Genomic DNA, 21,011 nt, shown 5'->3' on the forward strand with positions numbered 1-21,011 from the left:
AATCATTATTATTTATTGCAACATTTTCAAAGATGTATTATACTGAGTTGGTAATGAAAAACGTAATCATTACGTTTTGTTACAAAAGAAAGATGTTCATTTAATAATAAAAAAGGAGATAAGAAAAATGAAAGCATTTAAGGTAATGGTCACGGCAGCTATAACATCATTATTCTTTTCATCAATTACAGTTTTTGCAGAAGGTGATGTTACGCCTGCTGAGTCGCAAATGGTTGAAGAAATTGTGGAACAAAGAGGGCAATTATTTTTTGATAAGGATAAGATCGAAACAGGTCAAGATGATTCACTATATAAAGACGTTAAAAAAGAAGGTTTGGCTACAGCATATAAACCGAATGATACTGTTCGCTTAATTGTAGAAGTTGAACAACCAACAGAAATTGAGCAAACAGCCAAAAGCAAAAAAGCTTTATATAAACAAAAGCAAGACAAAGTAATCGAACAAATCTCAAAAGAAAAAAATTCTAAATCAAATGCTTCTATTAAAGTGAAGCATCGTTTTTTCGAAGGGTTTAACGGATTCAGTGTAGAAACAGAGTTTCAAAATATTAAAGGTATCCAGTCTATTCCAGGGGTTACGAATGTCCATGTTGCTAGAACATACCAGGAAACGATGGGGGCAAGTAAAGAATTAGTACAAGCTCAAAAAGTATGGGAACAATATGGTTATAAAGGTGAAGGATTAGTAGTAGCGGTCGTAGACTCCGGGATTGATTATACGCATAAAGATATGAAACTATCTGACACAGCCAAAGCGAAAGAAAAATGGACTCAAGATAAAATTAATCAAAAATTTGTTGAGACAGATGTAAACGAAATTTGGTATTCCGATAAAATTCCAACAGGATATGATTGGGCAGACAATGATACCAATGTCATTCCGGGAACAAAAGGCAGCCCGCATGGTACACACGTGGCTGGTACAATTGGAGCAAATGGCGATGAAACGAATGGCGGTGTCGAGGGTATTGCACCAGGTGTTCAACTATTAGCTGAGAAGGTATTTTCTGATAATGGCGGTGGTGCCTATGAGGATGATATTATAGCGGGTATTGAGCATGCCATTACATTGGATGCAGATGTAATAAACATGAGCTTAGGTGCCGATGCAGGCTATGTAGATGAAGAATTTGATCCGATCCAAAAAGCAATTCGAGTTGCGACAGAACAAGGCACTCTTGTTGTAGTGGCAGCCGGTAATTCAGCCTACAGTACGAAAAATAATATCATTCCCTCTTCATTAAGACCATATGCAGAAAATCCTGATATTGGAACAGTTGGTGCACCGGGTGTAAGTCCATATGCGTTATCGGTTGCTTCCTATGAAAATACTAAACTTCATTTAAATGCATTAGCAGATGCAAGTGGTTTTTCGGTGCCGTTCAAAGACCAAACACAATTTCCAGCATCGTATAATTTTAAAGTCTCTAAGGTTCTTTCACCAGATGTACCTTATGATTTGGTATATGTTGGGGAAGGAAAGAATGCATCAGATTATCCTAAAGGCAAAACTGGCTACATTGCAGTAGTTAAACTATTAAATTCATATAGTACTGTTTCATCCATTCAGTGGACAGCAAAGAGTGCAGGAGCAAAGGCGATTATTATGATACCACCTGCAAATTGGTCAGATTATGCTACTCTACCAGTAACGCCAACTGCAACACCAACGGCGTCAACAAGTAAAGCTGCAGGTGAAGCATTACTGAGTAAAATGAATAGTCTGCCAAGCGGTCAATATGTAAGTATGAAATTCGCAGGCGATACTCTCGTTGATAACCCAGCAAAAGATAGTATGTCTAGTTTTTCATCGATGGGTACTCCACATACATTAGATTTTAAGCCAGAAATTTCTGCCCCTGGTGGAAATATTTATTCCACTATACCAGGTAATGATTATGAAATGATGAGCGGTACATCCATGGCAGCACCTCATGTTGCAGGCGGTTCGGCATTGTTATTGCAGGCCCTTTATCAAAAAGGATTAACCCATTCAGAAGATACAGTTTTAAAAGCAAAACTTGCTTTAATGAATACAGCTAATCTTGCCATGGATCCAAGGACCAATGGAGAAGTTCCATATTCACCACGTGTACAAGGATCAGGTCTAATGCAAATTCAAAATGCCATTCATACACCAGTCATTGTGACAAATAGAAATGCGCCTTTAGAACAAGCTGGAGCGGTTGCTTTAAAGGAAATAGGTCAAAATACAAGTTTCAAATTAAACATGGAAGCATTCGACGCTCCTAAAGGTAAAAATAGTAGTGAGGATATTGAATATAAAGTTTATGTAGATGTATTAAAAGATAAGACGGAAATGAAGGAATTTGATTTAGATAGTGATGGGCAATTGGATTCAAAAGAGTATTTAACATTAACTAGTGAACGTATTAATGGTGCGACAGTCACTGTCAATGATAATACAGTTACAGAAACAGAAGGAGCATTAGTTAAAATCAAACCAGGTCAAACAAAAATGCTGACTGTTAATGTAACTTTACCAGATTCCTTAAAGAAAAATAGTTTTGTAGAAGGATTTGTTCGTCTCGTTCCGGTTGCTAAAGACCAGGATAAAGCTGTTCCTTTAACTGTTCCATATATGGGCTTCTATGGAAAATGGGATGAACCACGAAATATCGACGCACCTGCATGGGAGAAGGATGCGTTTGTAGGATATACGGCCCTTTGGGATGAGAATTCAGAAAGGTATCCATTAGGGTATAACCCATATACTGGAAGGTTCAGTCTTAACCATATTGCATTCTCGAAAAACTATATACTCGATGGTATCTATCCGTCATTCCAATCCTTACGTAATTTAGACAAAACTGAAATGTATATTGAAGATCAATCTGGAAATCTCATTAAAAATTTAGGTGACTTTAGTGAATATACTGGTACTCCATGGAAATTTAGAAAAAATATAATGTCATATGGGGATACAAAGTATGACGGATATAAATGGGATATGAAAGACTCATCCGGACAATATGTGCCTGATGGTGTTTACCAATATGTTATTAAAACAACATTAGATTATCCAAACGCAAAGCCGCAGATTGTTAAAATGCCAATTACGGTAGATTCCATCGCTCCGACCGTTTCAGATATTACAGTAACGCCAAAGAACGGAAAATATGAAATTTCCTTCAATCCGCAAGACAATGCAAGTGACTTTAATTCTGCTGTTGTATGGGTGAATGGACAATATTATTCACTAGGTCTTGAGCAAAAATCTTTCTTAGTTAATACAGAACCGAAAAGTATTATTATTCTAGCCATTGATTATGCAGGAAATCAATCGTACAAAGTTTGGGGAGATCCGAACTATATTAAATATACTATGGCTGTACAAACGATCAGTATAACTCCGACTGCAAATATTAACAAAAGCAAACCTGCAAATATTAGTGCCTGGGCTTATGCTAGAGTAGACTGGACGATTAATGTTAAAGATGCAAGTGGAAAGATAGTCGATTCGTTTGAAGTGAAAAATGAACATACACTGAAAACACAATGGGTACCTAATGCGGATCTTCCAAATGGAACGTATACGATCTCAGCTGATGTGGTTACAAAAGACGGTTTTAAAGTTACAACAGAACCTAAGCAAGTCACGGTTCGTCAACAATCATAGAGAAAACTCGCCGATTGGCGGGCTCCTAAGAGTGAAGACAGAGGTGTAGTTACACTTATGACTGATAGGAAAGTGAAATACTTTCCTATCAGCGAATAAAATCGCTAACATGACTAAATCAAGACCCAAGTGAGGATTATTCACTTGGGTCTTTTCTTGTTCGTCGCATTGTGCCATTAAAAGGACGTACTACTTCAACTTTTTCATTTTCTTTTAAATCATAAAGTAGTTCTTTTGTACTATACGGTATAGAACTTATAACTATAAAAAATATTCCTTTTTGCTAATTTTCAGAAAAGTTTTATTTTATTACAATAAGGAAGTAGAATCGTAGTCTAATAGCTTCGTAAATTTATGTTATACATTGACTACAAATAAAAAGAAATGATGGGGGAACTTGTATGAAGAGAGGGAAATTTGGGAGGGTTCTTACAGGAACGTTAGTTGCTGGCATGCTATTGTCACAAGGTATTCCGTATAATGTATTGGCAGAAAGCGCGGTTGAACTGAATCCAGTTGATAATGCGGAACAGGTATTAATGAATCTGTCTCCAGAACAAAGAAAAGCGTTGGAACAGTTAGATGTAAGTCCTAATTTTACAATTTCACCTGATATTGATTCGAATAGTCCTGAATTAGTCAACGTTATTGTGGAATTCAATCAGGCTCCGGCAAAAATTGAAGTGATGAAACAAGCGGCAAAAGGAAAGAAAATAGCTTCTACTACTGCGCAAGCAAAAGTGGATGAAGAACATAAAGTGTTCAAACAACATGTCGAATCCTTGAAATCGAAGAAGGATGCCGGCACGTACGATGCGCAAAAAATGAAGATCACACGTGAATACAAGAATGCGATCAACGGTGTAGCCATGACTTTACCTGGTGTTGCAGTGCAGGAATTACTGCAATCCGGAGTAGTAAAACGTGTCTTTAAAGATTACGAGGTAAAAGTGGAACCTCCGGTAGAAACGCAAAAAGAAATCCAGCCAAAAATGGCGGACAGCATTCCGCAAATTGGCGTGGACAAGCTCCATGCAGAAAACATTATGGGTAAAGGGATTAAAGTCGGCGTTCTTGATACAGGTGTTGACTATAATCATCCTGATTTAAAAGATGCTTATAAAGGCGGATATGATTTTGTAGATAACGATGCAGATCCGATGGAAACAACATACGAGGATTGGATCAATGCTGGTAAGCCGGAATATCCAGGCTATGTATATTACACAAACCATGGTACACACGTAGCGGGGACGATTGCAGCTCAAAAGAAAAATAATGCGGATTATGCTGTGAAAGGTGTGGCACCTGAAGTAGATTTATATGCGTATAGAGTATTAGGCCCTTGGGGCGGAGGTAATACAGCGGGAATTCTTGCTGGAATCGATAAAGCGATTGCAGATGGTATGGACGTTATCAATATGTCACTTGGTGCTCAGAAGAACGATCCGTTATATGCTACTTCTGTCGCGACAAATAACGCCATGCTTTCAGGTGTGGTAACAGTTGTTGCCGCAGGTAACTCTGGACCGAACGAAAAAACACTCGGTTCCCCGGGAGCGGCAGCTCTTGGTATTTCAGTAGGGGCAAGTGATGTTTCCATGTCCATTCCTACATTCAGCGCAAGTGCAGCGAGCGAAAAGTTTGAAAACATGCAGTTATTAGGGAAAGATTTTCCTGATAAGTTAGAAGATTTACAAGGACAATCGTTACCAATTGTATTTGCGGGACTTGGTAAACCAGCTGATTTTACGGGGAAAGATTTAAACGGAAAAATTGCGTTAATTCAGCGCGGAGAAATTACGTTTGATGAAAAAATCAAAAACGCCAAAAAGGCCGGAGCAAAAGCTGTTATCGTGTATAACAATGTCGACGGACAAATACCAGCCTACTTAGGCGAGGGTGTGGATTTCATTCCATCTTTCCGCCTATCAAAAGCGGATGGCGAACGGTTAAAGGGACTAGGCGAAGTATCTTTCAAATTTGAAACGTTAAGCAATACAAAAACGGAGGGCGATCACTTAGCTGATTTCAGCTCACGTGGGCCGGTAAACGGAAACTACGATATTAAGCCAGATGTAGTCGCTCCTGGTGTGTCAATTTTCTCTACTGCACCGGAATATATCAATGATCCGCAGGACGGTGTGAATTACAGCAATGCATATGTACGCTTATCAGGAACGTCCATGGCGACTCCTCACGTGACAGGTACAGCAGCATTGATTCTGCAGGAGCATCCGGATTACACTCCTTTCGATGTAAAAGCAGCTCTTATGAACACATCTGATGATTTGAATGGGAAGTATTCTGTATACGAAGTGGGTGCGGGACGCATTGATGCGTATCAAGCTGTTCATACGGACACTTCCATCAAAGTATTAGACAAAACAAAAAATATCGAGAACGGAAATATTGTTGAAATTGACGAACAAACAGGCTCTATCATGTTCGGCAGACATTTTAAGCAAGGTGATAAACCAATTGAAGCGAGCAAAAAAGTGAATTTCCAAAACCACAGCAAGGAAGAAAAATCCTTTAAAGTGGAAGTGGAGTATCACGGCGAGCGTACAGGTATTCAAGATGCAGTGAAGAACGGTGTAAAAGTTGAGGTACCGGCATCCATTACAGTGGCAAGCGGACAATCACAGGAGCTGGAGCCAAAAATTACGATTCCTTCTAGCGCAGCGACAGGCAGATATGAAGGATATATCCATGTGATGAATGCGAACAATCCAGCCGAAACGTATCAAATCCCATTCGCTGTCATGGTGACGGAAAAAGGATTTGAATATATAAAAACGACTAAACCATCCGTAACAAACACGACACCTTTCTGGCAATATTTAGGTCCTGTGGTCCACGGAGTAATGAAGTTGAATAGTCCGATGCAAACAATCGATATAGTTGTCAAAGACAGTAAAACAGGAAAAGCTGTAGGTTTTATAGGAACAGCGAATACCAGCAAATTACTGACAGACACAGAAACTTTTCTTATAGGAGCATTCAGTGGTACTGTCTATCCATTTACAAATGATCCTTCCAAGCCGATTGGCGATCTTCCTGTGAAGCTTCCAGCAGGCGATTATATACTGGAAATGATTGCGCATGATGAGGAAGGGAAATCATATGTTGCAGACAATCCGCTTATTGTGGACAATACAGCACCGGAAGTGAACATGGATAAAAAACCGGGTGTAATTGAGATTAATGACTCCATGTTTACAGTAGAGGATGGACAAAAAGCGGTATGGGTGCATGGAACAGCCAAGGATGAGACAGTGGACGTATTAAAATCAAAAGGTTTAAACTATGATCAGTCTTCCAACAGCATGCTTTACTCTGTAAACCCTCCGTTCATAGATGATGGGTACTTTCCAATCCAAGCGAATGGAGATGTAAAATTCGGAATTGAGGAAAGTGATATTGCAACAAAACCGTTACCTTTGAAGTTGACTACGTTTGATATTGCAACGGCAATGGTTCAACAAAACTATGTCTTCGTAAAAGAAGGTACGGAATATACGACTTCTAGTTATGATAAGAAAGATGTAAAAGTTGACGATACAGTTACGATGACACTCAGCCTCAATAATGTAAAGCAGCTTGTATCTGGGGAATTTCAGGTCGAATTCAAGAAAGATTTGTTTAAGTTTGAGAATGTGAAACTGAACAATGCGGCAAACGAGTATGTAAAGGAAAAAGGCCTGGAGGTATCACTGCAAGAACCTGTGGTGACAGAAGGAACTTACAAGAATACGGTGAAAGTTGGCGCATCTATGAAAGGGAATGCATTCAGCGGTATGGATGGAGATATGCCTTTCCTTGATGTCACGTTCAAATTAGTAAGTGATGCATTTTTCGATAATGTTATCGGATTTGATGTAAAGCAGGGGTCTTATATGAAAGCGGGACAAACAGCAGCTACTGCTATTCCTTTTTATAATACGGAAAGTTTTAACATCATTCCAACGCATTCGAGAGTGCAGGGTTCTATCGGACCGGAAGCATTTTTTATTGGGAATGAGGGTTCTCAGTATTTGAGAAAAGCGGATTATACAAAAATCGGTGCTCAAGTATATGCGATGTCCCCAAGCGGTAAAAAATATAAGGGAACAATTGATAATACAGGATTCTACACCATTTATGGTATCCCAGCTTCTAATGAAGCATACACAGTTGTTATTGATGTTCCGGGACATCTCAAAGCGATGAAGAAATTCATTCCTGGATATTCTGTAAACGGTGAGATGCGCGGGCAACATGTTAGAATAGGTGTTAAAAATCTTGCAGGGGACGTGAATGGTGATAGATTAATTGATATTCGCGATATGCAAAGTGTAGTTGATGTATACGGTAAGAAGGAGGCATCCATCGTGCCGCAAGACATCAATCAAGACGGTGTCGTAGACGAGACAGATGTCCGCTTCATTGAGAAAAACTTCTTGCAAAAAGAAGTCGGCGTTCCAGAAGCGGTTAAGCCAAAAGAAACAATCGGTAAAAAAGGACTGGAAGATTTCCTGCGCCAGATCGGTTTGGAGCCGAAATCGAAATAATAAAGTGAAACTTCCATCAGTGGGGGGGTTTCATCCCCCACTGATGGTTAGTTGAACCAATCGGGCTTTTACGGGCAGTTATCCCCACCTATCTTCCACGCTTTCCTCTGAATCTTGAGGTGGGGGTCTTACTGCCCGTTAATGCGGGATAAAGTGAAATTTCCATTAGTGGGGGATTTTCTTCATCCCTCACTAATGATTTCTAACTTAATCTAATGATAGATTTTATCCACTATATTTTTACACAAAGTGAGATCGATAGCTTTAAAGGTTACTTCTTTTGTTTGATTTTCAGAATGGCATCTTAGTTTACTAGTTTCGCGGATTGTTTGTAAAACAATTATATGAGGAAAAGGAGATGCGCTATGAAGAGAAGAAAAAAAGGGAAGCTTCTTATAGGAACGTTAGCTGTAGGCATGCTATTGTCACAAGGCATTCCGTATAACGTATTGGCAGAAAGCCCGGTTGCATTGAATCCAGTTGATAATGCGGAGAAAGTCTTGACGAGCCTGTCTGCGGATCAAAGAAAGGCTTTAGAGCAATTAGATGTAAATCCTAACTTTACGATTTCGCCTGATATTGATTCTAATAGTCCTGAATTAGTCAAAGTTATCGTGGAATTCAATCAGGCTCCAGCGAAAATTGAAGTGATGAAACAAGCGGCAAAAGGAAAGAAAATATCTTCTAGTGCTGCGCAAGCAAAAGTGGATGAAGAACATAAAGTGTTTAAGCAACATGTCGAATCCTTGAAATCGAAGAAGGATGCCGGCACGTACGATACGAAAAAAATGAAGGTTACACGCGAATACAAAAATGCGATCAACGGCGTAGCGATGACTTTACCTGGTGTTGCAGTGCAGGATTTGCTGCAATCTGGAGTAGTAAAACGTGTCTTTAAAGATTACGAGGTAAAAGTAGAACCTCCAGTAGAAACAAAAGAAACAATCGAGCCAAAAATGGCGGACAGCATTCCGCAAATTGGTGTGGACAAGCTTCATGCAGAGAACATTATGGGTAAAGGGGTTAAAGTCGGCGTTCTTGATACAGGTGTTGACTACAATCATCCTGATTTAAAAGATGCTTATAAAGGCGGATATGATTTTGTAGATAACGATGCAGATCCGATGGAAACAACATACGAGGATTGGATACAAGCTGGTAAACCGGAATATCCAGGCTATGTATATTATACAAATCATGGTACACATGTAGCTGGAACGATTGCAGCTCAAAAGAAAAACAATGCGGATTATGCTGTGAAAGGTGTGGCACCTGAAGTAGATTTATATTCTTACAGAGTTTTAGGACCATGGGGAGCTGGATATACAGAGGGAATCCTTGCTGGAATCGATAAAGCGATTGAAGATGGTATGGACGTCATCAATATGTCGCTAGGTGCCCAGACAAATGATCCGTTATATGCTACTTCCGTCGCGACGAATAACGCCATGCTTTCAGGTGTGGTGACTGTTGTTGCCGCAGGAAACTCCGGACCGAATGAAAAAACTCTCGGTTCCCCAGGAGCGGCAGCTCTTGGTATTTCAGTAGGGGCAAGCGATGTTTCCATGTCTATTCCTACATTCAGTGCAAGTGTATCCAATGAAAAGTTTGAAAACATGCAGTTATTAGGCAAAGATTTTCCTGATAAGTTAGAAGATTTACAAGGACAATCCTTACCAATTGTATTTGCGGGACTTGGGAAAGAATCTGATTTTGCGGGGAAAGATTTAAACGGAAAAATTGCGTTGATTCAGCGCGGGGAAATTACGTTTGATGAAAAAATCAAAAACGCCAAAAAAGCCGGGGCAAAAGCGGTTATCGTGTATAACAATGTCGACGGACAAATACCTGCCTACTTAGGTGAGGGTGTAGGTCTTATTCCATCTTTCCGCCTCTCAAAAGCGGATGGCGAACGGTTAAAGGGGCTAGGCGAAGTATCTTTCAAATTTGAAACACTGAGCAATACAAAAACGGAAGGCGATCACTTAGCTGATTTCAGCTCACGCGGACCGGTAAACGGAAACTACGATATTAAGCCGGATGTAGTCGCTCCTGGTGTATCAATTTTCTCTACTGCACCGGAGTATATCAACGATCCGCAGGACGGCACTAATTACAGCAATGCATATGTACGCTTGTCTGGCACGTCTATGGCTACTCCTCATGTGGCAGGTGCAGCGGCATTGATTTTGCAGGAGCATCCGGAATATACACCTTTTGATGTAAAAGCGGCTCTTATGAATACATCTGATGATTTGAATGGGGACTATTCTGTATACGAAGCAGGTGCTGGGCGCATCGATGCATATCAAGCTGTTCATACAGACACATCCATCAAAGTATTAGATAAAACACAAAATGTAGAGAACGGAAACGTTGTGGAAATTGATGAACAAACGGGATCTATCGTGTTTGGCAGACATTATAAGCAAGGTGATAAACCAATTGAAGTGAGCAAAAAAGTGGCTGTTCAAAACCATAGTAAGGAAGAAAAATCCTTTAAAGTGGAAGTGGAGTACCATGGCGAGCGTACAGGTATCCAAGATGCGGTGAAGAACGGTGTACAAGTTGCGGTACCGGCGTCCATCACAGTAGCAAGTGGACAATCGCAGGAGCTAGAGCCGAAAATTACGATTCCTGCTAGCGCAGCGGCAGGCAGATATGAAGGATATATTCATGTAACGAATGCGAATAATTCGGCCGAAACGTATCAAATTCCATTCGCTGTCATGGTGACGGAAAAGGGATTTGCCTATATGGAAACGGAACGACCATCGGTAACAACTAATACGCCTTTCTGGCAATACATGAGGCCATTCATCCTTGGAAAAATGAAGTTGAATAGCCCAATGAAAACAATCGATATAGTTGTCAAGGACAGCAAATCGGGGAAAGCCGTAGGATTGACCGGAACGATAGATGGCAGCAACATGATGACAGATAGAGAGTATGGTGGCATATTGTTCAATAGCTATGTCTATCCATTTACAAATGATCCTTCCAAGCCAATTGGAGATGTCCCTGTAAAACTTCCAGAAGGAGACTATACAATTGAAATGATTGGGCATGATGAGGAAGGAAAATCATATGTTGTAGGCAATCCGATGATTGTGGACAATACAGCACCGGAAGTGAACATGGATAAAAAACCGGGTGTAATCGAGATTAATGACTCCATGTTTACAGTAGAGGATGGACAAAAAGCAGTATGGCTGCATGGAACAGCCAAGGATGCGACAGTAAATCTATTAAAATCCAAAGGGTTGAACTATGATCAATCGTCCAATACAATGGCTTACTATGGAAACTCTGGATTCATAGAGGCATTCTTCCCGATCCAAGCAAACGGAGATGTAAAATTTGGAATTGAGGAAAGCGATATTGCAACACAACCTTTAAAATTTAAGTTGACTACGTTTGATATGGCAACGGCCGTTGGTAGACAAGACTATATCTTCATGAAAGAAGGTACAGAGTATACGACTTCTAGTTACGATAAGAAAGACGTAAAAGTCGGTGATACCGTAACAATGACACTGAGCTTGAATAATGTGAAGCAGCTTGTATCTGGGGAATTCCAGGTAGAGTTCATCAAAGATCTGTTTAAGTTTGAGAATGTGAAGCTGAACAATGCGGCAAACGAGTATGTAAAGGAAAATGGCTTGGAGGTATCACTACAAGAGCCTGTGGTGGCGGATGGCGATTACTTTAGTACGGTAAAGGTTGGCGCATCTATGAAAGGGAATGCATTCAGCGGTCTGGACGGAGATATGCCTTTCCTTGATGTCACGTTCAAAGTAGTACATGATGAATCGTATTCTGGCGATATCTTTATGGATGTAAAACAGGCATCTTATATGAAAGTGGGACAAGCGGCAGCTACTGCCATTCCTTTTTACAATACGCAAAATGTTAACATCATTACGAAGCATTCGACTGTGACAGGCTATATAGGGCCGGAAGCATTTTTGACAGCAGGCGGTTATTTGAAACAGGGAGATTATACAAAAATCGGTGCCCAAGTATATGCGCTGTCTCCGAGCGGTAAAAAATATAAGGGAACCATTGATAAACAAGGAGAATACCGTATCACCGGTATCCCAGCTTCTGGTGAAGTATTCACAGTTGTTGCTGAGGTTCCAGGACATCTAAAAGCAATGAAGAAGTTTATTCCTGGATATTTGGTAAACGGTGAACAGCGTGGGCAAAACTTTAGATTTGCTGCCCTAAAAGGTCTTGCAGGAGACGTGAATGATGATAGATTGATTGATATTCGTGATATGCAAAGTGTAGTCGATGTATACGGTAAGAAAGATGCATCTATCTTGCCGCAAGACATTAATCAAGACGGTGTCGTAGACGAGACAGATGTCCGCTTCGTTGAGAAAAACTTCTTACAAAAAGAAGTTGGCGTTCCAGAGGTGGTCAAGCCAAAAGAAACCATTGGCAAAAAAGGTCTGGCAGACTTCTTACGCCTTATCGGTCTAGAGCCGAAGAAATAAACATAAAAAAGAAGTCGTCTTAGGAGCGGCTGTTGATAAAAGAGGGGGAAATTTCATCTTCTGCAAATATCGATAGTCGCTCTTGAATAACAATAACGGTTCTTTATTAAGAACTTCAAGAGAACAAACTATGTGATTTTGTTTTACTTCATATGGGCTTATTGGCTTTTAAATATTATAAAATTAGGGGGATTATGAAAATGAGTCTTAAGAAAAAACTTGGTATGGGTGTTGCATCCGCAGTTCTTGGTTTATCTTTAATTGGAGGCGGAACGTTTGCGTACTTCAGTGATAAAGAAGTATCAGCAAACACGTTTGCGGCTGGTACATTAGATTTGAGCATTGATCCACAAGTTATCATCGATGTTGACAATATCAAACCAGGTGACCAAGTGGAACGCGATTTCCACTTAATCAACAACGGCACTTTGAAAATCAAGGACGTTCATCTTCTTACTGACTACATTGTAACAGATGCAAAAGGTGATAACGGAGATGCAGATTTCGGTGATCATATTAAAGTGGAATTCTTATGGAACATAGACAAGAACACAGTTCCTGTATGGGAAACTACTTTGTCTGAATTGAAACAAGCTACTGCTGATGGTAACTTTCCTGATCTTGTAGAAAAAGGTATCGTAAACTGGGAAGGAAACGGACTTGCTCCAGGCAATGATGATACTTTCTATGTGAAATTTACATTTGTAGATAATGGAGAAGATCAAAACGTATTCCAAGGAGATACGTTGAAATTGAACTGGACGTTCGATGCGACTCAAACAAAAGGTAAAGACAAATAAGCTCGAATTTTATTCATTATATCTATGTGAAGTTTATGTAACGACTTAGCCGCTAAATGAAAATGCAAGAGAAAGAGAGGTCATACTATGAAGGATGACCTCTCTTCTTATTTTGTACAAGCAGTTTTACTTGTAAATTGATGATACATAAGCTGAGTTTATCCCGCACTAACGGGCAGTAAGACCCTCACCTCAAGATGTAGAGAAAGCGAAGAAGCTAGGTGGGGGGGAAGAGTCCGATTGGTTCAACTAACCTCCACTGAGGGACGTTTCACTTTAAGCCAGCATGTCTGCTTTTCGATTTTGAATGACATCTTCATAATGCATCACGAGGTCACTGAAAATTTCATCCCAGCTTTGTGTTAAAGCATAGTTTCTACCTTGTTGCCCCATGTATTCACGTTGCTCTTTCTGATCAAGCAATGTGTAAATAGAAGATAAAAAAGAGTCCGTTTGTTTCGGCTTACAAAGAAATCCTGTTGTTCCGTGCGTAATAATGCCTTTCACACCACCTGCGTTTGCGCCAATCACTGGTGTGCCGCATGCGAGGGATTCTAAGACGACATTTCCGAATGTTTCTGTTGCAGAAGGGAATACCATAACATCTGAACAAGCATATGCTTTAGCTAACTCTTCTCCTTTTAAATACCCAGTAAATGTTATGTTCTCTGTTTTTGTTTCTTTTACTTCACTAGCGAGAGGGCCATCTCCGACAATCAGCCAATGAATATCGTTTTTTCGTTCTTTCGTTGTTTTTTGGATTAATGCCAGCAATGTTTCGATATCTTTTTCAGGAGCTAAACGTCCAACGTAAGAGAGGATATAGGGCGATGTAATGTTATATTTTTTTCGAAATACGTCCTCGTTATAATGAGGATGGAATAGATTGCAATCTACCCCGCGGCTCCATAAGTATAAGTCTTGGAAGCCTTTTTTCTGTAATTGATGCATCGTTTCAAAAGAAGGTACGAACGTTTTTTGCAGGGAGCTATGAAACCATTTTAAATAGTTCCATAACATATTGGAGAAAAATTCAATTTTATAATATTGCAAATAAGCATCAAAATCTGTGTGATACGAACCGACAAGAGGGATGTTTAGTTTTTTGGCGTAATACATGCCGCAAAGTCCCATATTAAACGGTGTTGCGACATGTATTATATCTGGTTGAAATTGAAATAGTTCTTTTTTGATGAAACGTGGATTTGGAAAAGCTAATCGGCATTCTGGATATAGTAGTTTAAGCGGAATACTTTTTATTTTATTGACGTTCGTAACAAAATTATCTTCCGCTGTATGCTGCGGTGCAAATACTGAGTAAGAGATATTTTGCTTTTGCAAATACTGTGTAAAGCGATCGAGTGTTTTTGCAACGCCGTTCACTTGCGGTGTAAATGTATCTGTAAAGATGGCAATTTTCATCAAATCCCCTCCTTCTTCTATCCCGCTATTAACAGGCAGTAAGATTCCTCACCTCAAGGTTCAGAGAAAACAAAGAGACACTGATGGAAGTTTCACCTTATATGAAAAGTGGAATGAGTTGATAATAAGAAACAATGCCGGACATTGTTCCGAGGCACGTGCCAACAAGTACATCAGATGGATAGTGCAGGCCGAGATAAATGCGTGAAATACCCACGCTAATCGCTATTGGAAGCAGCAAGAATGTCATACTTGGTTCATATAATAAAAAAGGAATAATAACAGAAAAGATAGCAGTCGTGTGTCCTGATGGAAAAGAATGATCTACTAATGGATTTGTTGGATACTTTGCATTAAGAATTGTTAAATAAGGCCGTTTTCTTGGATAAAACTTTTTTAGAATTTGCACAGGTATATGGCTAATCGCAAGGGAAACAGCACTTGCAATTGATGCGTTGTGTAAAGTTCCGGTTGTGAAAAAAAGTAAGAATAGAACGAGGGAAATCGTAACGGTAGCACCGCCCATATGTGTAATGGTGCGAAAAAAGATGTTTAATGTTTTGCGTTCAAAATAGCGATTAATTCCTTCGAAGATGTAGCACTCTATTTTATATAAGGAGCTTATGGAACGAGTTTTCATGAAAAATTCTCCTCCTCACTACATATATATTTGAAGATTTACTTTTATTTTAATAAAATTTTATTGAGGGAATAATAAGATTTTGTAAAGAAAACGTAGAATTTTGCAAAGAAAAAGCTGCCTGTATAGTGGCAGCTAAAAAAATTATTTTGTTTGTAAACCTTTATAATATTGTCCTTTTTCGACGTATTGACGACGGATGCGAGCCATATCTTTACGGTCTTCATCCGTTAACTCGCGAATGACTTTGGCAGGGCGGCCGAATGCAAGTGTATTTGGCGGGATTTTCTTTCCTTGTGGTACTAAACTGCCAGCACCAATAAATGCACCTTCACCAATTTCAGCTCCGTCTAAAATAATGGACCCCATGCCGATTAAAGCGTCTTTTTTCACTGTGCAGCTATGTAAAATGACTTGATGTCCAATTGTTGCATCATCTTCTAAAATAAGCGGATATGCCGGGCTTTGATGAAGTGTACATTGATCTTGTACATTGACCCGGTCTCCAATAATGGTTGGAGAAACATCTCCACGAATGACAGTGTTAAACCAAATGCTTGATTCTTCACCAATTGTTACATCACCTGTAATTGTGACATAGTCAGCGATAAACGCGCTATTAGCAATTTTCGGATTTTTGTCTTTGTAAGGATAAATCATATAAGTAGCCTTCCTCTCCTAGAAACTAATATAAGTGTAGCAAATTATGAAACAGAGTGAAATGGAGGAGTTTTATGTGGAATTATGAAGCAGAAGAGGCGAAAGCTGTTATAGTTATGGTACACGGTGCAATGGAGCATCATGGCCGTTATGTGTCACTTGCAGAAATGTGGCGGCATATTGGATTTCATGTTGTGATGGGTGATTTACCAGCGCACGGAACAACTTCAAGAAATAGAGGACATATTACTTCATTTGATGAATACATAGAAGAAGTAAAGACATGGATTAAAGAAGCGAGAAAATATTACTTGCCTATTTTTCTATATGGGCATAGTATGGGAGGCTTAACGGTCATTCGTGTGCTGCAAGAAACGAAAATGGATATGCAAGGAGTAATCTTAACTTCGCCATGTTTAGGGGTTGTAGCAAATCCTAAAGTACCGCTTCGTGCTATTGTAAAAGTGCTGAATGTTGTTGCACCGAAAATGCAGTTTAATTCAAATATTACAGTTGAAATGGCAACGCGTAATCATGAAATTCGTGATGCGATGGAAAATGACTCATTGTTCTTGCGCAAAGTATCAGTTCGTTGGTATAGTGAGTTAATTAAAGCTATAGAAATCGCACATGAAAAACGCGATGAGTTTCCAGATGTACCACTCTTGCTAATGCAGGCATGTGAGGATAAACTTGTAGATAAAACACGTGTCCGCAAATGGTTTGATAATCTGAAAATTAGTGACAAAGCATACAAGGAATGGCCGAATTGTTATCATGAGCTATTTAATGAGTATGAAAAAGATGACGTTTTCGCATATGCAAAATCATTTGTAGAAACACATTTAATTCAGAAAGACAAATAAACAGATGAAATTCGTAATACATTTAGAACATGTTTGACCATATTCATTAGAGGAGATGAAGAAAGAAGTGAAAGTACCGAGTAACCCCATAACGCTCATGGCGAAAGTATACCGAGATGTGTTTCCGGTCGTACACCATGAGCTCGCAATGTGGAAAGAACGCGCCTATCATATTCCGAATGATGAACTTCATAATCAAGCGTTAGCGAGTATCGAACATAAAACGTTTCACTGTGAAGGCGGTGGGATTTTAGCACTGCTTGCTCATGAACATCGTGAGGAATGTATTCGATTTATTGTAGCGTATCAAACGATTAGTGATTACTTGGATAATTTATGTGATCGCAGCACATCGCTTGATCCGAATGATTTTGCGGCGCTTCATGAATCGATGCTTGCGGCGCTAACGCCAGGAAGTGAAGGAAGCAATTATTATCGTTACCGTGATGATCAAGATGATGGCGGTTATTTAGATGAACTTGTAGAAACGTGTCAGGACGTGCTTACAAAAACGAAGCATTATGATAAGATTGCACCAATTCTTCATGAGCTTGCTTGTTATTATTGTGACTTGCAAATTCATAAACATGTAAAGCTAGAAGAGAGAGAAGAACGCTTAAAAACGTGGTTTGCAACGCATCGTGAAAATGTACCACCGATGAGCTGGTTTGAATTTTCCGCATGCGCAGGCTCAACGCTCGGTATTTTCTGTCTTGTAGCGTATGCGTTCCACGATGAATTAACAGACGAAGATATTATGAAAATTAAGCAAGGATATTTTCCATATGTACAAGGATTGCATATTTTACTTGATTATTTCATTGACCAAGAAGAAGACCGCATTGGCGGAGATTTAAATTTTTGTAGTTATTATGAGAATAAAGAAGCAACTCTTGAGAGATTGAAACATTTTGTGATAGAAGCGGAAAAAAGTTTGGAACAACTGCCGCATATGAAGTTTCATCGCCTCATCAGCCGCGGGCTACTTGGTATATATTTATCAGACCAAAAAGTGTCGCAGCAAAAAGAAATGCAGCAGATGGCGCGGCGTATTGTGAAATATGGAGGTCTTACTTCGCGCTTTTTCTATTGGAATGGGAAGATGTATCGAAAGAAAATAGCGCAGTGATAAAAAAGCCGCTCTTTATACTGTTGTATGAAGAGCGGCTTTTTTACTTCTATCTTTTTGTAGGTGTATTCACGTCGAATTTTGTAGAACGATCTTTATATTGTGTCGAAGCGTCGATATATTTCAAAAAGCGCCGATATATGACGAGAAGTGGTCGATATATCGAGAAAAGCGCCGATATATTGACGAGACACTTTATCTTTTCTCAATCGCAATAATAAACGGCGGGTTATTTTGTTGGTTCATAAATTCGTACTTCAGTACATGCGCTTCTTTTTGATCCAGCTCTTGTGCAAATTTCACAACAGCATCGCGTTCGACTTGCCCTTCTGGATGTCCGTGATAGATGACGAGAACGATGATTCCTTCCGGTGCCATTACTTCTAATAACTGCTGTATAGCAGAAAGAGTTGAGAACGGTTTTGTGACGATGCTTTTATCGCCGCCAGGAAGGTAGCCTAAGTTAAAGATAGCTCCTGTTACTTTTCCTTTTGCATCCTCTGGTAATACGGCTGTTAATGTATCGTGGCTATCATGAATAAGAACGGCGCGCTCAGCCAGTCCTTTTTCTTGTAGACGCGCGGCTGAATTTGTGATTGCCTCTTCTTGAATATCGAAGCCAAATACTTTTCCGTTCTCTCCAACAAGTTCTGCTAAAAAACAGGTATCATGACCGTTGCCAAGCGTTGCATCAACGGCATAATCCCCTTCTTTCACCGCTCGCTTTAGCAGTGTGCGAGCAAAAGGTAAAATTCGTTCTAATTTCATGCTTCCGTCACCTCATTTGCATATTTGCCTTGCCAGCTGCCGCGGCGTACAAATTCAGCGTCAATCGCATTTAATACTTCCCATTTATTTAAGCTCCACATCGGACCGATCATTAAATTTGGCGGACCGTCGCCTGTGATGCGGTGTACGATGACGTCTGATGGAATGATTTCAAGCTGATCAACAACAAGATTTACGTAATCTTCAAGAGAAAGGAATTCTAATTGTCCTTTTTCATATTGTTTCACCATCGGCGTTCCTTTCAATAAATGAAGCAAATGAATTTTAATACCTTGAATATCAAGTTTTGCGACTTCGCGTGCTGTTTCCATCATCATGTCATAGTCTTCAAGCGGAAGACCGTTAATAATATGTGAACAGACGTTAATGTTATGCTTACGAAGTTTATTTACACCTTCTACATAAGATGGATAATCATGAGCACGGTTAATAAGAAGTGCTGTACGTTCATGCACTGTTTGTAAGCCAAGTTCAACCCAAAGGTAAGTCCGTTTATTTAAGTCTGCTAAATATTCGATAACATCGTCTGGTAAGCAGTCTGGTCGGGTAGCGATTGATAAACCAACAACGCCTTCTTCCTTTAGCAGAGGTTCGAATTTTTCTTTTAACACTTCAACAGGAGCATGAGTATTTGTATAAGCTTGGAAATATGCAATACATTTGCCATCTTTCCATTTTGTATGCATTTTTTCTTTCATTTCATGATATTGCGTAATAACATCATCACGGCGGTCACCAGCAAAGTCACCAGAACCAGCCGCGCTGCAAAATGTACAGCCGCCGTATGCGACTGTGCCGTCACGGTTTGGACAATCGAAGCCAGCATCTAAGGAAACTTTAAAGATTTTCTCGCCAAAATGTCCGCGCAGGTGATAGTTCCATGTATGATAACGTTTATTGTCATTTGAATATGGGAAAGGATTTTGAACTTTCATGTTACGCCTCCTCAATGATATGAGCAAAAATCATTATAACATACTCATAAGGTTCATATGGAAGGGATAAACTAATGGAGAAATGAAAGGCAAGGAGGAAACATGATGGCAGAGCGTCACGCAATTGAACGATGCATCAATGAAGCAGAACAAGCGATGGAATACGCAAAACAACAGCTAGAACTTGGCATGAGACAAGAACATTACAATAAGATGAATTATTCAGATGCGCAGCTCCAATTGGAAAAAGCTTATACAGAAATGGAAACAATGGAGCACTATGCAACTGCTGAGCAGCGCGATCAGTTATATCGTGCTCGTCTTGCGGTTCAACAGCTGCAGCATCAAATGATCGTTACACCGCACTAATAAGGAGTGAAAGATAAATGGCAAAACGTTCTGATCAAAATAACCCAGAGCAAAAAACGCAAAACGGACATAATGCCGAGTTTTCAAATGAATTAGATCCAGTGGTGCAAGCGAAGCAAAGAAATCGTAAAAAAGGGCAACCACAAAAATCAAAGCAGTCTGAGTAAGCCAGGTCGAAGTATGACCTGGTTTTATTTTTTGCTCTTACATGATGATCATTAAAAGACTGCTTATTAATACGTACATATGTGCGTATTGAGAGGAGATGAATTATAATTAAAATTAAACATAACATATCGGAGGAATGAAACATGATTGCACATATCGGCACAGTAGCAGTTTACGTAGATGACCAGCAAAAGGCGCTAGAATTTTGGACAGAGAAAGCAGGATTTGCAGTATACCGTAATGATCTAATGGGTCCAAATGCAAGCTGGATTGAAGTAGGACCGAAAGATACGCGTTCTCACTTAGTTATTTATCCAAAAGCAATGATGAAAAATACAAATGAACTAAAAGCATCGATTGTATTTGTAACAGAAAATATGACGGATACATATGAAACAATGAAGAAAAACGGTGTAGAATTTACACAAGAGCCAAATGAAATGCCATGGGGTACATTTGCAATCTTCAAAGATAACGAAGGAAATGAGTTTGTTTTAAAAGGATAAAATGAAAAAAG

14 protein-coding genes are annotated in these 21,011 nt (G+C 39.6%); 9 read left to right on the plus strand and 5 right to left on the minus strand.

All coding sequences use genetic code 11. The features are described from left to right. Nucleotides 1-127 precede the first annotated feature (127 nt). The 4 genes from LRP84_RS02145 to LRP84_RS02160 all read left to right on the plus strand — a co-directional run bounded on the left by LRP84_RS02145 (nt 128) and on the right by LRP84_RS02160 (nt 13,516). Nucleotides 128-3,661: a S8 family serine peptidase gene (locus LRP84_RS02145; protein ID WP_230573569.1), complete on the plus strand. Its 3,534-nt coding sequence runs from the start codon at nt 128-130 to the stop codon at nt 3,659-3,661. A gap of 401 nt (nt 3,662-4,062) precedes the next feature. Next, nucleotides 4,063-8,214, plus strand: a complete 4,152-nt coding sequence (locus tag LRP84_RS02150; RefSeq protein ID WP_230573570.1) for a S8 family serine peptidase — start codon at nt 4,063-4,065, stop codon at nt 8,212-8,214. A 365-nt stretch (nt 8,215-8,579) separates the two neighbouring features. Then, the gene (locus LRP84_RS02155; RefSeq protein WP_230573571.1) at nt 8,580-12,716 is read left to right on the plus strand and encodes a S8 family serine peptidase; all 4,137 of its coding nucleotides are present in this window, start codon (nt 8,580-8,582) and stop codon (nt 12,714-12,716) included. A 200-nt stretch (nt 12,717-12,916) separates the two neighbouring features. Beyond that, the gene (locus tag LRP84_RS02160) at nt 12,917-13,516 is read left to right on the plus strand and encodes a CalY family protein (protein WP_230573572.1); all 600 of its coding nucleotides are present in this window, start codon (nt 12,917-12,919) and stop codon (nt 13,514-13,516) included. A 276-nt stretch (nt 13,517-13,792) separates the two neighbouring features. On the opposite strand, the gene LRP84_RS02165 is transcribed toward LRP84_RS02160, so the two are convergent. The 3 genes from LRP84_RS02165 to LRP84_RS02175 all read right to left on the minus strand — a co-directional run bounded on the left by LRP84_RS02165 (nt 13,793) and on the right by LRP84_RS02175 (nt 16,238). Beyond that, on the minus strand, nt 13,793-14,938 hold the full coding sequence (locus tag LRP84_RS02165) for a glycosyltransferase family 4 protein (protein WP_230573573.1): 1,146 nt from the start codon (nt 14,936-14,938) through the stop codon (nt 13,793-13,795). Between the two features lie 97 nt (nt 14,939-15,035). Beyond that, entirely contained in the window at nt 15,036-15,578 is a 543-nt protein-coding gene (locus tag LRP84_RS02170) for a phosphatase PAP2 family protein (RefSeq protein WP_230573574.1), read from the minus strand. A 144-nt stretch (nt 15,579-15,722) separates the two neighbouring features. Continuing rightward, entirely contained in the window at nt 15,723-16,238 is a 516-nt protein-coding gene (locus LRP84_RS02175) for a gamma carbonic anhydrase (protein WP_230573575.1), read from the minus strand. A 74-nt stretch (nt 16,239-16,312) separates the two neighbouring features. On the opposite strand from LRP84_RS02175, the gene LRP84_RS02180 reads away from it, so the two are divergent. Then, a complete protein-coding gene (locus LRP84_RS02180) occupies nt 16,313-17,104 on the plus strand; it encodes an alpha/beta hydrolase (protein ID WP_230573576.1) in 792 nt (263 codons plus the stop codon). Nucleotides 17,105-17,171: 67 nt separating this feature from the next. Then, nucleotides 17,172-18,233: a tetraprenyl-beta-curcumene synthase gene (gene tbcS, locus LRP84_RS02185; protein WP_230573577.1), complete on the plus strand. Its 1,062-nt coding sequence runs from the start codon at nt 17,172-17,174 to the stop codon at nt 18,231-18,233. Between the two features lie 195 nt (nt 18,234-18,428). On the opposite strand, the gene mnmM is transcribed toward tbcS, so the two are convergent. Both mnmM and mnmL read right to left on the minus strand, forming a co-directional pair. Beyond that, a complete protein-coding gene (mnmM, locus tag LRP84_RS02190; protein ID WP_230573578.1) occupies nt 18,429-19,001 on the minus strand; it encodes a tRNA 5-(aminomethyl)-2-thiouridylate-methyltransferase MnmM in 573 nt (190 codons plus the stop codon). After that, nucleotides 18,998-19,957 carry a tRNA modification radical SAM protein MnmL/YtqA gene (gene mnmL / locus LRP84_RS02195; protein WP_230573579.1) on the minus strand — a complete coding sequence of 320 codons (960 nt, stop codon included), beginning with the start codon at nt 19,955-19,957 and terminating at the stop codon, nt 18,998-19,000. The genes mnmM and mnmL overlap by 4 nt, the downstream gene beginning before the upstream one ends. A gap of 105 nt (nt 19,958-20,062) precedes the next feature. On the opposite strand from mnmL, the gene LRP84_RS02200 reads away from it, so the two are divergent. The 3 genes from LRP84_RS02200 (at nt 20,063) to LRP84_RS02210 (ending at nt 21,000) form a co-directional block, all read left to right on the plus strand. After that, nucleotides 20,063-20,326 (plus strand): YtzC family protein, encoded by a 264-nt coding sequence (locus LRP84_RS02200; protein WP_230573580.1) that lies wholly within the window; start codon nt 20,063-20,065, stop codon nt 20,324-20,326. A gap of 17 nt (nt 20,327-20,343) precedes the next feature. Further along, the gene (locus LRP84_RS02205) at nt 20,344-20,493 is read left to right on the plus strand and encodes a hypothetical protein (protein WP_003208774.1); all 150 of its coding nucleotides are present in this window, start codon (nt 20,344-20,346) and stop codon (nt 20,491-20,493) included. A gap of 144 nt (nt 20,494-20,637) precedes the next feature. Then, nucleotides 20,638-21,000, plus strand: coding sequence for a VOC family protein (locus LRP84_RS02210; protein ID WP_230573581.1), 363 nt, complete (start codon nt 20,638-20,640; stop codon nt 20,998-21,000). Nucleotides 21,001-21,011 lie beyond the last annotated feature (11 nt).

The organism is Bacillus rhizoplanae, assembly GCF_917563915.1.
Classification (GTDB): Bacteria; Bacillota; Bacilli; order Bacillales; family Bacillaceae_G; genus Bacillus_A; species Bacillus_A rhizoplanae.